The 13,187-nt window shown below is 60.2% G+C and carries 9 protein-coding genes; 3 read left to right on the forward strand and 6 right to left on the reverse strand.

The genetic code is table 11. The features are described 5' to 3' along the window. Positions 1-200: 200 nt before the first annotated feature. The 3 genes from betA to betI form a co-directional block, all read right to left on the reverse strand. Positions 201-1,904 carry a choline dehydrogenase gene (gene betA, locus NMB39_RS02180; RefSeq protein WP_043046183.1) on the reverse strand — a complete coding sequence of 568 codons (1,704 nt, stop codon included), beginning with the start codon at positions 1,902-1,904 and terminating at the stop codon, positions 201-203. 143 nt (positions 1,905-2,047) lie between these two features. Then, positions 2,048-3,520, reverse strand: coding sequence for a betaine-aldehyde dehydrogenase (gene betB, locus NMB39_RS02185; protein WP_057022887.1), 1,473 nt, complete (start codon positions 3,518-3,520; stop codon positions 2,048-2,050). Positions 3,521-3,630: 110 nt separating this feature from the next. Then, positions 3,631-4,224, reverse strand: coding sequence for a transcriptional regulator BetI (betI, locus tag NMB39_RS02190; RefSeq protein WP_057022888.1), 594 nt, complete (start codon positions 4,222-4,224; stop codon positions 3,631-3,633). A gap of 389 nt (positions 4,225-4,613) precedes the next feature. Here betI and NMB39_RS02195 point away from each other — a divergent pair, with 389 nt between their 5' ends. After that, positions 4,614-6,548: a BCCT family transporter gene (locus NMB39_RS02195; protein ID WP_306958595.1), complete on the forward strand. Its 1,935-nt coding sequence runs from the start codon at positions 4,614-4,616 to the stop codon at positions 6,546-6,548. Positions 6,549-6,717: 169 nt separating this feature from the next. On the opposite strand, the gene choV is transcribed toward NMB39_RS02195, so the two are convergent. From choV to NMB39_RS02210, 3 genes are all read right to left on the reverse strand, one after another. Further along, positions 6,718-7,896 carry a choline ABC transporter ATP-binding protein gene (gene choV / locus NMB39_RS02200; RefSeq protein WP_043046175.1) on the reverse strand — a complete coding sequence of 393 codons (1,179 nt, stop codon included), beginning with the start codon at positions 7,894-7,896 and terminating at the stop codon, positions 6,718-6,720. Then, positions 7,893-8,738 (reverse strand): choline ABC transporter permease subunit, encoded by an 846-nt coding sequence (gene choW / locus NMB39_RS02205; protein WP_046069868.1) that lies wholly within the window; start codon positions 8,736-8,738, stop codon positions 7,893-7,895. Before choW ends, choV begins: the two co-directional genes overlap by 4 nt. 66 nt (positions 8,739-8,804) lie before the next feature. Beyond that, positions 8,805-9,752 carry a choline ABC transporter substrate-binding protein gene (locus tag NMB39_RS02210; RefSeq protein ID WP_046069867.1) on the reverse strand — a complete coding sequence of 316 codons (948 nt, stop codon included), beginning with the start codon at positions 9,750-9,752 and terminating at the stop codon, positions 8,805-8,807. A gap of 415 nt (positions 9,753-10,167) precedes the next feature. On the opposite strand from NMB39_RS02210, the gene NMB39_RS02215 reads away from it, so the two are divergent. Further along, positions 10,168-11,544, forward strand: a complete 1,377-nt coding sequence (locus NMB39_RS02215; RefSeq protein ID WP_056846928.1) for an L-serine ammonia-lyase — start codon at positions 10,168-10,170, stop codon at positions 11,542-11,544. A 494-nt stretch (positions 11,545-12,038) separates the two neighbouring features. Beyond that, positions 12,039-13,142 (forward strand): choline metabolism transcriptional regulator GbdR, encoded by a 1,104-nt coding sequence (gene gbdR, locus NMB39_RS02220; protein WP_043046168.1) that lies wholly within the window; start codon positions 12,039-12,041, stop codon positions 13,140-13,142. Positions 13,143-13,187 lie beyond the last annotated feature (45 nt).

Below are 13,187 nucleotides of genomic sequence, written 5' to 3' on the forward strand. Positions count from 1 at the left end.
CAGCGCGCGGCAGGCCAACAGAGTAGGCCGGGGCTGAGGGCTGATCAAGGAAAGTGTAGGGGAAGGTTTTGCTGTGTCTGTCAGGGCCTCATCGGGAGCAAGCCCCCTCCCACACTGACTGTGTTCACAAATCCAGATGTGTAAATACAGTCAAATGTGGGAGGGGGCTTGCCCCCGATGAAGGCGCCGCGGTGTTTCAGTTACTGCGCAGTAGGCCCCACTTCACGCAACGGCTTGCCACGCACCGGCGCATCGCCTGCGACGTAGTAGTCGGCGCTGCTGCGCGGCAGCGGCTTGCGGCCACGGATCTTGTCGGCGATCTTCTCGGCGATCATGATCGTCGGCGCGTTCAGGTTGCCAGTGGTGATGATCGGCATGATCGACGCATCGACCACCCGCAGGCCCTGCATGCCATGCACGCGGCCTTCGCCATCCACCACGGCCATCTCGTCGGTGCCCATCTTGCACGAGCAGGACGGGTGGAACGCGGTTTCGGCGTGCTCGCGGATGAACTTGTCCAGCTGCTCATCGGTTTGCACTTCGATGCCCGGGCTGATTTCGCGGCCACGGTAGGGATCCAGCGCCGGCTGCTGCATGATTTCACGGGTCAGGCGGATGCCGTCGCGGAATTCCTGCCAGTCCTGCTCGGTGGCCATGTAGTTGAAGAGGATGCTCGGGTAGTCCCGTGGGTTCTTCGACTTCAATTGCACGCGGCCACGGCTAGGCGAACGCATGGAGCCCATGTGTGCCTGGAAACCGTGCTCTTTCACACCGTTGCTGCCGTTGTAGTTAATCGCTACCGGCAGGAAGTGGTACTGGATGTTCGGCCATTCGAATTCCGGACGCGAACGGATAAAGCCGCCGGCTTCGAACTGGTTGCTGGCGCCGATGCCGGTGCCGTTGAACAGCCATTCGGCACCAATCGCAGGCTGGTTGTACCAGAGCAATGATGGGTACAGCGACACCGGCTGGGTGCACGCATATTGCAGGTACAGCTCAAGGTGGTCCTGCAGGTTTTCGCCGACGCCTGGCAGGTCGTGGACCACCGGGATGTCGAGGCTTTCCAGCAGTTTGGCCGGGCCGACGCCGGAGCGTTGCAGCAGTTGCGGCGAAGCGATTGCGCCGCTGCACACCAGCACTTCTTTGCGCGCACGGGCTTCGACGCGCTCTTCGGCGGCGCCGATCAGGTAGCGCACGCCTACGGCTCGCTTGCCTTCGAACAACACTTTGTCGGTGAGGGCGTGGGTGACGATGGTCAGGGTCGAACGCTTTTTAGCCGTGTCCAGGTAACCGCGTGCGGTGCTGGCGCGACGGCCGTTCGGCGTGACGGTACGGTCCATCGGGCCGAAGCCTTCTTGCTGGTAACCGTTCAAGTCTTCGGTACGCGGGTAGCCGGCTTGTACGCCGGCTTCGACCATGGCGTGGAACAGCGGGTTGTTACCCGCTTTCGGCGTGGTCACGCTGACCGGGCCTTCGCCACCGTGGTAATCGTTGGGCCCGATGTCACGGGTCTCGGCCTTGCGGAAATACGGCAGGCAGTCGAGGTAGGTCCAGTCTTCCAGGCCCGGCAGTTTCGCCCAGTTGTCGTAGTCCATGGCGTTGCCACGGATGTAGCACATGCCGTTGATCAGCGACGAGCCACCCAGGCCCTTGCCGCGGCCGCATTCCATTCGACGACCGTCCATGTGTGGCTCTGGATCGGTTTCATAGGCCCAGTTGTAGCGGCGGCCCTGCAGCGGAAAGGCCAGGGCGGCTGGCATCTGGGTACGGAAGTCGAGGCGGTAGTCGGGGCCACCGGCCTCCAGCAGCAAAACGGTGACGCCTTCGTCTTCGGTCAGACGGGTCGCCAGGGTGTTACCGGCGGAGCCGGCACCCACAATGATGTAATCGTATTCTTGGGACATTGGATGCACCCTCTTTGAAGTCTAGTCAGGTCAGGCCTCATCGGGGGCAAGCCCCCTCCCACATTTGATCGGGTTCACACAGTCAAAGGTGGGAGGGGGCTTGCCCCCGATGGCGGCCTCAAAGGCACTACAAGGCTCGGCTCTTAGAACACCGAGGCGTAGTCGCCCAGCTCAACCTGTACCGATTTGATGCGGGTGAAATTGTTCAGCGAGCTGATGCCGTTCTCACGGCCCACACCGGATTGCTTGTAGCCACCGACCGGCATCTTGGCGTCGGACTCGCCCCAGGCGTTGATCCAGCAAATACCGGCTTCCAACTGATGAATCACGCGGTGGGCGCGGTTCAGGTCCTTGGTCACAAGGCCCGCAGCCAGGCCGAAGTCGGTGTCGTTGGCGCGGCGGATCACTTCTTCTTCAGTTTCATAGGTGAGGATGCTCATCACCGGGCCGAAGATTTCTTCACGGACGATGGTCATCTCGTCGGTGCAGTCGGTGAACACGGTCGGGGCTACGAAGGCGCCCTTGGCGAAATCGCCGTCGGTCAGGCGGTCGCCGCCGCACAGCAGGCGGGCGCCTTCTTCCTTACCTTTGGCGATATAGCCCAGCACGCTTTCCATGTGGGCGAAGCTGACCAGCGGGCCGAAGTTGGTGTTGTCGTCCTGCGGGTCACCCACACGGATGCGCGCAACGCGTTCAAGGATCTTGGCTTCAAACGCAGCCTGCAGGTGCTTAGGCACGAACACACGGGTGCCGTTGGTGCAGACCTGGCCGGAGCTGTAGAAGTTGGCCATCATCGCGATGTCGGCGGCGCGATCCAGGTCGGCATCTTCGAACACGATCAGCGGCGACTTGCCGCCCAGTTCCATGGTCACTTCCTTGAGCGAGGAGCTCGAAGCGCTGGCCATTACCTTCTTGCCCGTGTCGGTGCCGCCGGTGAACGAGACTTTCTCGATGCGCGGGTGCTCGGTCAGCCAGGTGCCGACTTCACGACCGCTGCCGGTCAAGACGTTGAACACGCCTGCTGGAACGCCAGCTTCGGTGTAGATCTCGGCCAGTTTCAGGGTGGTCAGCGAAGTGACTTCGCTTGGCTTGAAGATCATCGCGTTACCGGCGGCCAGGGCCGGGGCGGATTTCCACAGGGCGATCTGGATCGGGTAGTTCCATGCGCCGATACCGGCGACCACGCCCAGCGGCTCGCGGCGGGTGTAGACGAACGAGGTATCGCGCAGCGGGATCTGCTCGCCTTCGATGGCGGGCACCAGGCCGGCGTAGTATTCCAGCACGTCGGCGCCGGTGACGATGTCGACATACTTGGTTTCGGAGAAGGCTTTACCGGTGTCCAGGGTTTCCAGGGCGGCCAGCTCATCGTTACGCTCGCGCAGGATGTCGACAGCACGACGCAGGATGCGCGAACGCTCCATGGCGGTCATGGCAGCCCAGACCTTCTGGCCTTTTTCAGCGCTGGCTACGGCACGCTCGACGTCTTCTTTCGTGGCGCGTTGCACTTGGGCGAGAACTTCACCGTTAGCCGGGTTGATGGCTTCGAAGGTGGCATCGCTGCCAGCGTCGCTGTAGCCGCCGTCAATGTAGAGTTTTTGCAGGTCGAAACGGGCCATAAAGTCCTCGCAAGTGCATAAGTGGTTGGCGTTACCCGCCGAACAGTGGGCCATGGGGTTGTGGCAACACTGAGCGGCGGACGTTCAGGGGTTGAGCGTTTATAAGTGCTCTAACTCACCTGCTTGGCCAATTGGAAATCCATGTATTCGTAAGCGATCCGTTGCGCCTGCTCCGTGTCGAAAGCGTCTCCCGACAGGGCGCCGCGCAACCATAAACCGTCGATCAACGCCGCCAGGCCGCGGGCTGCGCTGCGAGCCTCGGACAACGGCATCGCACGGCGGAACTGGCAGCACAGGTTGGAATACAAGCGGTGATCGTTGATCCGCTGCAACCTGTGCAATGACGGGTGGTGCATGCTGGTGGCCCAGAAGGCCAGCCAGGTTTTCATTGCCGGGCCGTTGACCTGGCTGGCGTCGAAGTTGCCTTCGATGATCACCTGAAGGTGTGCCCGTGGGCTGTCATCCTTCAAGGTGCGCCGACGTTCCTGGACGTTCTCGATCAGCGCATTCATCAAGTAGCGCATGGTCGCTGCGATCAGGCCGTTCTTGTCCTGAAAGTAGTGACTGATGATGCCGTTCGAGACGCCGGCCAGACGCGCAATCAGCGCAATGCTGGCATCTCCCATCCCGACCTGATCGATGGCCGTCAATGTGGCTTCGATCAACTGCTGGCGGCGTATGGGTTGCATACCGACCTTGGGCATGTAGCACCTCTCCTTAGGCCTGCCGATGGACGAAGAACGTCCGTCGGCTTGAGGGCCAGTCTATTTTGTTTTGATTGAACGTTCAATCAACAAAGAATAAGATCTGCGACAAATGGTCGCTACCTACAGATGTTTCCTACCTGCTGGCCGCAACCGCTGACACCTGCAAAAACCCTTGAAACAGGCCATTTCAGAGCCTGATCACCGCTTCGGCGGCTCAAGAATTTTCGGGGTGTCTTTATAACACCCGTCCGTCGACTGCCGAAAAATCGATGTCCCGGGATAACCGCTGCCTTGTGTTTCTCTCTCGCACTGCCTGGAGCATCTGCGCCATGAGTTCTGCCTCTCTTATAAAGACCCCGCCGGAAAAGGTTCGGGTCAACGGTTGGGTGTTCTACACCTCCACCGCGCTGATTCTGTTGTTGACCGCCATCCTGATCATCGCCCCGCAGGAGGCCGGGCGCATGCTCGGCGTCGCCCAGGCCTGGCTTTCCAAAAGCTTTGGCTGGTACTACATGGTGGTCATCGCCGCCTACCTGGTGTTTGTGGTCGGCCTGGCGTTTTCGTCCTATGGAAAATTGAAACTGGGTAGTAAAGACGACACCCCGGACTTCAGTTACGGCGCCTGGGCGGGCATGTTGTTCTCGTCGGGCATCGGTATTTCGCTGTTGTATTTCGGTGCGTCCGAGCCGTTGGATCATTACTTCAACCCGCCCGAGGGCGCGGCGGCCAGTAATGGTGCGGCCCGCCAGGCGCTGCAACTGACCTTCCTGCACTGGGGCCTGCACGGCTGGGCGATCTATGCACTGGTCGGCCTGGCCGTAGCGTACTTTGCCTACCGTCACAATCAGCCGCTGGCCTTGCGTTCGGCGCTGTACCCACTGGTGGGCGAGCGTTGGGTGAAGGGCGCGGCGGGCCACGCGGTAGACGGTTTCGGCATGTTCGTGACCCTGCTGGGCCTGGTGACCAACCTGGGGATCGGCTCGATGCAGGTGTCGTCGGGGCTGGAAAACCTGTTTGGCATGGAGCACAGCAACACCAACCTGCTGATCGTGATCATCGTGATGAGCACCGTGGCCACCATCGCCGCTGTGTCGGGTGTGGAAAACGGTATTCGCCGCCTGTCCAACCTGAACATTGTGCTGTTCAGCGGCTTGCTGATCTTCGTGCTGCTGTTCGGCCCGACCCTGCACCTGCTCAACGGGCTGGTGCAGAACACCGGTGATTACCTCAACGGCATCGTGCTGAAAACCTTCGACCTGTATGTATATGAAGGCGACGGTGCCAAGACCGAGCGCTGGATGGGCCTGTGGACCCTGTTCTACTGGGCCTGGTGGATTTCCTGGGCGCCATTCGTGGGCATGTTCATCGCACGTATTTCTCGTGGTCGTACCGTGCGTGAGCTGGTGGCCGGCGTCTTGCTGATCCCGCTGGGCTTTACTCTGGCATGGCTGTCGATCTTCGGTAACTCGGCGCTGGACCTGGTGTTGAACCATGGTGCCGTGGAGTTGGGCAAGACGGCGCTGGAACAACCGTCCATGGCCATCTACCAACTGCTTGAGCATTATCCGGCGTCGAAAGTCGTCATCGGCGTGTCGATCTTCGTAGGCTTTGTGCTGTTCCTGACCCCGGCGGATTCCGGCGCGGTGATGATGGCCAACCTGTCCTGCAAAGGCGGCAATGTGGATGAAGATGCGCCGCACTGGTTGCGGATCTTCTGGTCGGTGGTGATCACCCTGGTGACCATCGGCCTGCTGTTTGCCGGTAACTTCGAAGCCATGCAAACCATGGTCGTGCTGGCGGGGCTGCCGTTTTCGGTGGTGCTGATCCTGTTTATGTTCGGTTTGCACAAGGCCATGCGTCAGGATGTGGCGACAGAACTGGAACAGGCGCAACTGGCTGAGCGTGGCCGCCGTGGTTTCAGCGAGCGCTTGACCGCCCTGGACCTGCAACCGAGCCAGGCCACCGTGCAGCGCTTTATGGACAAGCACGTAACGCCGGCGCTGGAAGAAGCGGCGGTTGCGCTGCGTGAGCAAGGCTTGGAGGTGCAGACCTTGCTGGGCAAATCCAAGCGCTGCATCGGCGTGCGTATCGAGATGCAAGAGGGCAACCCGTTTGTCTACGAGGTGAGCCTGGATGGTTACTCGGCGGCGCCGGCTGACCTGCCTGAAGAAGAACGCACCCGTTACTACCGTGCCGAGGTGTACCTGCACAACGGGCCGCAGGAATATGACCTGATGGGCTTCACCCAGGAGCAGATTACCCGGGATGTGCTCGATCAGTTCGAAAGCCATCGGCAGCTCCTTGGCCGTGTCTATAGCTGATAGTTGAAAGCCAGTGGTGTCCTTGCTGACACCACTGGGTCCAAATGTGGGAGGGGGCTTGCCCCCGATTGCAGTGTGTCAGTCAGTACATCTGTTACTGATACACCGCTATCGGGGGCAAGCCCCCTCCCACATTGACCCAGTTTCTTCAGTTGTTTTGCAGTGTTTGTCAGCCCAGGTTTTTGCCTAGGAGCGCGTGGTAGAGCTCACTGTCGCCCAGGATCCCCACCACCTTGTTGTTGTCATGCAGCACCAGCTTGTTCCCCGTTTGATAGCGGATCTGCAACGCATCGCGCATGCCGATATTGGAGTCCACCAGGGTTGGGACCCGACCCAAATCTTCCACCGCTTGCCCCGGTGCCCAGTTCTGCAAATTCATCACCACGCCGTTCTGGCGTGCGCCCTGGATGGTGTTGCCTTCAGCCAGGTCCAGCCATGAATCGCCGCCCGGATCCAGGCACACTGAACCATTGACCCGCGTGCAGTTATCCAGCGTGCGCATCAGGCTGCGCCCGCACAGTACGTTCAGCGGGTTGGTGTGGGCGACGAAGGTGCGCACATAGTCGTCCGCCGGGTTCAGCACGATTTCTTCCGGCACGCTGTACTGGATGATCTTGCCGTCTTTCATGATCGCGATCCGGCTGCCTAGCTTGAGCGCTTCATCGAGGTCGTGGCTGACGAACACAATGGTCTTGCTCAGCTTGCGTTGCAGTTCCAGCAGTTCATCTTGCAGACCCTGGCGAATCAGTGGGTCGAGGGCCGAGAAAGGTTCGTCCATCAGCAGGATATCGGCGTCCATCGCCAACGCGCGGGCCAGGCCGACACGCTGCTGCATGCCGCCGGACAGCTCATCGGGCTTCTTGTTGCGCCATTGGCTCAAGCCCACCAGTTCGAGCTTTTCATCCACCAGGGTGCGCCGTTCTTTTTCCGGGCGGCCCTGCATTTCCAGGCCGAAGCTGATGTTCTCGCGCACCGTCAGCCAGGGCATCAGGGCGAACTTCTGGAACACCATGGCGATGCGTTTGGTGCGCATCATTTTCAGTTCGGCGGGGGTGCAAGAGGCGATGTCGATCTGGCGCCCTTCATGCTCCACAAACAGTTGGCCACGGCTCACGGTGTTGAGGCCGTTGATGCAGCGCAGCAGGCTCGATTTGCCGGAGCCCGACAGGCCCATCAGCACACAGATCTCGCCTTTCTCGATATCCAGGCTGGCGTTTTCGACGCCGACGATCTGCCCGGTCTTTTTCAGGATTTCGTTACGGCTCATGCCCTGGTCCAGCAGCTTGAGCGCCTCGCGTGGGTCTTTGGAGAAGATCACGTCGACTTTGTCGAATCGGATAATGCTCATGCATCACCCCCTACTTTAGCGTCGGGTTGTTTGCAGATACGGTCGAGCATGATGGCGAGCAGCACGATGGCCAGGCCCGCTTCAAAGCCCAGGGCGATATCGGCCGTGTTGAGTGCATTGACCACCGGCTTGCCGAGGCCGTCGGCACCCACCAGTGCGGCAATCACCACCATCGACAACGACAGCATGATGCATTGGGTAATACCGGCGGCGATGCTCGGCATGGCGTGGGGCAGTTCAATGCGCGAGAGCAACTGGCGGCGCGAGCAGCCAAAGGCCTTGCCGGCGTCCATCAGCTCTTGCGGTACATCGCGGATACCCAGGTAGGTCAGGCGGATCGGCGCGGCAATCGCGAACACCACCGTGGAAATCAGCCCAGGTACCACACCCAGCCCGAAGAGGGTCAGGGTAGGGATGAGGTAGACGAAGGTCGGTACGGTCTGCATCAGATCGAGTACCGGCCGCATCATGGTGTAGAACATCGGCTTGTGCGCGGCAACAATGCCCAGCGGCACACCGATGACCACGCAGACCAGGGTCGCGAACAGCACCTGGGCGAGGGTTTCCATGGTTTCCTGCCAGTACCCAAGGTTCAGGATCAGCAGGAAGGAGGCGATGACGAAGACCGTCAGGCCCCATTTACGTTGGATAAAGTGAGCCAGCAGCGCAATCAGACCGATCAATGCCAGCGGATTGAACCAGGTCAGCGCAAACGTCACGCCGTGGATCATCGTTTCCAGTGTCGATGCGATTGCATCGAAGTAGTTGGCACCGTTCTGGGTCAACCATTCGACGAAGGCAGCGATGTACTGGCCTAGTGGGATTTTCTGTTCAGTCAGCATGGTAGTGAATGTCCACATGCGAAGGGGGGAAACATCCCGGACCGGCTTAACGGCCCGGGATAGTGGTTACTTGTCCAGGTAGGCTTTGACGGCCTCCAGCCCTGGTTTGCCATCGACGGTGTTGACGCCTGCAAGCCAGGTGTCGAGCACTTGGGGGTTCTTTTTCAGCCACGCCTTGGCGGCGGCGTCGGGCTTCATTTTGTCGTCCAGCACATTGCCCATCAGCGTGCTTTCCATGTTCAGGGTGAACACCAGGTTCTTCAGCAACTGGCCGACGTTGCTGCATTCCTGGGTGTAGCCCTTGCGGGTATTGGTGTAGATGGTGGCCTGGCCGTAGTTGGGGCCGAACGAGTCGTCCCCTCCGGTCAGGTACTTCATCTTGAAGCGGGTGTTCATCGGGTGCGGTTCCCAGCCGAGGAACACGATGGCCTGGTTGCGCTTGGAGGCGCGTTCGACCTGGGAGAGCATGCCGGCTTCGCTGGACTCGACCACTTTGAACCCTGCGGTCTTGAGACCGAAGGCGTCTTTGTCGATAAGGGTCTGGATAGTGCGGTTGCCGTCGTTACCCGGCTCGATCCCGTAGATCTTGCCGCCCAGCTCGTCCTTGAATTTGGCAATGTCGGCGAAGTCTTTCAGGCCTTTGTCGTACAGCGCCTCGGGCACCGCCAGGGTGTACTTGGCGTTCTCCAGGTTGGCGCGCACGGTTTCCACGGTGCCGGCATCACGATACTGCTTGATGTCGTTTTCCATGGTCGGCATCCAGTTGCCGAGGAAGATATCCATGTTCTTGCCGTCGGCCAGGGACTTGTAGGTCACTGGTACCGAAATCATCGTGGTGCGCGGCTTGTAGCCCAGGCCCTTGAGGATTTCGCTGGTGGTCGCGGTAGTGACGGTGATGTCGGTCCAGCCGACATCGGAGAAGTTGACGGTCTTGCACTGTTCCGGTTCTGCAGCGTTTGCCAGGGCTGGCAGACTCAACATGGCGGCCAACAACAACGAGGGTGAAGCTTTCATAAGGCTAGACTCCTGTGTTTTTTCTGGCGGCATTTGCCGCGCTTTATAAGTGTTGCGGTTGGAGCGTGCGACAACAGCTCTGGCACGGTGCCTTGCAAACGAGTCGGAACTGATCATGTACCAGTGAAAATCTGACGCCTACAGGGGGCGTCGTATCCAGTACAGGGAGGGTCGCATCCAGTACCGATGACGTCGCTTACAGGTTTTTCCGAAGGTGAAACCGCTGTTTTTACCCCTCTGCACCGCAAAAAACGGCCGAAACAGGCGTTCGCACGCGAGCGACGCTGGTGAGCATGGATGCGTCGGTGTGAGACGCCGTGAGCGGCGACAAAAGCTTGATGATGCCGCCATCTGGGCGATCTGAGCGTAGCACCTCGTTCAAGCCTGGCCGTGCTTATCGAGGAGTTCTACCGCAATGGCTATCAGTGTTTTCGACCTGTTCAAGATCGGCATCGGGCCTTCGAGTTCTCACACCGTCGGCCCCATGCGCGCCGCGGCGTTGTTCGTCCAGGCGTTGCGTGAACGTGACGTGTTGGAACAGGTGCGGCGCGTCGAAGTTCAGCTCTACGGCTCGCTGTCGGCCACCGGCATCGGCCATGGCAGCGACACCGCAACCATCATGGGCCTGATGGGCGAGTGGCCCGACGCAATCGACCCATCACAGATCGGCGTGCGCATCCACACCCTGCGCGAAACCGACACTCTGCTGCTCGACGGTCGCCTGCCGGTGCCTTTCGTATGGGCGCGGGACATGCGCCTGCTTGACGAAAACCTGCCGTTTCATCCCAATGCCATGACCCTGGTGGTATGGGGCGATGACGGCGAACTGCACCGTGATACCTACTATTCGGTCGGCGGTGGGTTTGTGGTGGATGAGGCTCAGGCCCAGAGCGGAGTGGCGGACATGGATCGCACCGAACTGCCCTACGATTTCTCCAGCGCAGTGGAGCTGTTGCAGCTGTGCAAGACCCATAACCTGCGCGTCGCCGAGCTGATGCTGGCAAATGAAAAAACCTGGCGCTCCGAAGAGGAAATCCGCAGTGGCCTGATGAAGCTCTGGCGCGCCATGCAGGATTGCGTGGAGCAGGGCCTCAAGCACGAAGGCATCCTGCCCGGCGGCTTGAACGTGCGCCGCCGCGCGGCCAAGTTGCACCGCAGCTTGCAGGAACTGGGCAAACCCAATGTGATCGGCTCGACTTTGAGCGCCATGGAATGGGTGAACCTGTTCGCCTTGGCGGTCAACGAAGAGAACGCTGCCGGCGGGCGCATGGTCACGGCACCGACCAATGGTGCGGCGGGGATCATTCCGGCGGTGCTGCATTACTTCATGAAATTCAGTGAGGAAGTCACCGAAGCCAACGTGGTCGACTATATGCTCGGCGCCGCAGCGGTGGGCATTCTGTGCAAGAAGAACGCCTCGATCTCCGGTGCTGAAGTCGGCTGTCAGGGCGAGGTCGGTTCCGCCTGTGCCATGGCCGCGGCCGGCTTGGCCGAGATTCTCGGCGCCACGCCGGAGCAGGTGTGCAACGCTGCTGAAATTGGCTTGGAACACAACCTCGGCCTGACCTGCGACCCGGTGGGTGGGCTGGTGCAGGTGCCATGCATCGAGCGCAATGCAATTGCGGCGGTCAAGGCAATCAACGCGGCGCAAATGGCCCTGCGTGGCGACGGCCAGCACTTTATCTCCCTGGACCGGGTGATCCGCACCATGCGCGATACCGGCGCGGATATGCATGACAAGTACAAAGAGACCTCGCGGGGTGGTTTGGCGGTGAGTGCTGTTGAGTGTTGAGACCGAGCCGCCTGCATCGGGGGCAAGCCCCCTCCCACATTTTGATCTGTGAACAGGGTCCAAAGGTGGGAGGGGGCTTGCCCCCGATAGCGGTGGTCCAGCCAACACTGCTCAAAAAGTGAACATTCCAACCAAAAACGCCACCTTTTAGCGCGTCGCAAATAGATAAGTAGCTTCCGAACTATTCCTACACGATCACCCGTGCAATGTGCTTTGGGTGACAGACTTCTCCTACGCTCGCAAAGCGCCTTCCCACAAGTGCTACCGATCTGCTCACACCCCTTGAACATCACTCGTTATGCGACCTGCCGGGCACTCCAGGCGCGGGCTTATATAGACGCGTCAACAGGTCGTTTTCAGGAGTTATTGAATAGCCATCCAATTTAGGCATGGCATTTGCTCTATTAATTCAAAGCGTCGCCTTCCTGAGGACGACCGCCATAACAAGAGCCTCGCCTGAGGCCAACACCCGCTTTGTGTGAGGAGATACCGCGATGACGTCGTTCAACTCCGGGGCCCAACCCCAGAACCGTGCGCCTCAATCCATCGGCTTTTTGCTGCTGGACAATTTCACGCTGATTTCCCTGGCTTCGGCAGTGGAACCGCTGCGCATGGCCAACCAGTTGTCCGGGCGCGAGCTGTATCGCTGGACGACCCTGAGCGTCGACGGCAACCAGGTATGGGCCAGCGATGGCCTGCAGATCACCCCCGATGCCTCCATGCATAAAGCGCCGGCCCTGGACATTGTCATCGTGTGCGGCGGCGTGGGTATCCAACGCACCGTCACTCGTGAACATGTGTCGTGGCTGCAAAGCCAGGCGCGCCAGTCCCGGCGCCTCGGCGCGGTGTGTACTGGCAGCTGGGCGCTGGCTTGCGCGGGTTTGCTCGACGGTTTTGATTGCAGTGTGCACTGGGAATGCCTGGCGTCGATGCAGGAAGCCTTCCCGCGGGTGTCCATGAGCACACGCCTGTTCACCCTCGACCGCAACCGCTTTACCAGCTCCGGTGGCACCGCGCCGCTGGACATGATGCTGCACCTGATCAGCCGCGACCACGGGCGTGAATTGTCGGCGGCTATCTCCGAGATGTTTGTGTACGAGCGCATCCGCAACGAACAAGATCACCAGCGCGTGCCACTCAAGCACATGCTCGGCACCAACCAGCCGAAGCTGCAGGAAATCGTCGCGCTGATGGAAGCCAACCTGGAAGAGCCGATCGACCTGGATGAACTGGCGGTATATGTCGCCGTGTCGCGTCGACAGTTGGAGCGGCTGTTCCAGAAATACCTGCATTGTTCGCCATCGCGCTACTACCTCAAGCTGCGCCTGATCCGCGCGCGGCAATTGCTCAAGCAAACGCCGATGTCGATCATCGAAGTGGCGTCGGTGTGCGGGTTTGTCTCCACGCCGCACTTCTCCAAGTGCTACCGCGAATACTTCGGCATACCGCCGCGGGATGAGCGCGTCGGCTCCAATACCACCCAGCAGGTGGCGATGATGCCGATTCCGCAGGCGTTGGTGCTGTCACCGTTGTCGGGGCCGATGTCGGCGTTGAGCCAGGCCAGGAATGAATCGACGTTTGCCAGTGTAAGGCTTTAAACCGGGTCGCCTGCATCGGGGGCAAGCCCCCTCCCACATCTGGAT

Source organism: Pseudomonas sp. FBCC-B545, from assembly GCF_059134095.1.

Excerpts from the sequence above, each read along its gene's own strand:
- betA (WP_043046183.1), bottom strand. The coding sequence starts at position 1,904 with ATGTCCCAAGAATACGATTACATCATTGTGGGTGCCGGCTCCGCCGGT.
- betB (WP_057022887.1), bottom strand. The coding sequence starts at position 3,520 with ATGGCCCGTTTCGACCTGCAAAAACTCTACATTGACGGCGGCTACAGC.
- betI (WP_057022888.1), bottom strand. The coding sequence starts at position 4,224 with ATGCCCAAGGTCGGTATGCAACCCATACGCCGCCAGCAGTTGATCGAA.
- choV (WP_043046175.1), bottom strand. The coding sequence starts at position 7,896 with ATGAGCATTATCCGATTCGACAAAGTCGACGTGATCTTCTCCAAAGAC.
- choW (WP_046069868.1), bottom strand. The coding sequence starts at position 8,738 with ATGCTGACTGAACAGAAAATCCCACTAGGCCAGTACATCGCTGCCTTC.
- NMB39_RS02210 (WP_046069867.1), bottom strand. The coding sequence starts at position 9,752 with ATGAAAGCTTCACCCTCGTTGTTGTTGGCCGCCATGTTGAGTCTGCCA.
- NMB39_RS02215 (WP_056846928.1), top strand. The coding sequence starts at position 10,168 with ATGGCTATCAGTGTTTTCGACCTGTTCAAGATCGGCATCGGGCCTTCG.
- gbdR (WP_043046168.1), top strand. The coding sequence starts at position 12,039 with ATGACGTCGTTCAACTCCGGGGCCCAACCCCAGAACCGTGCGCCTCAA.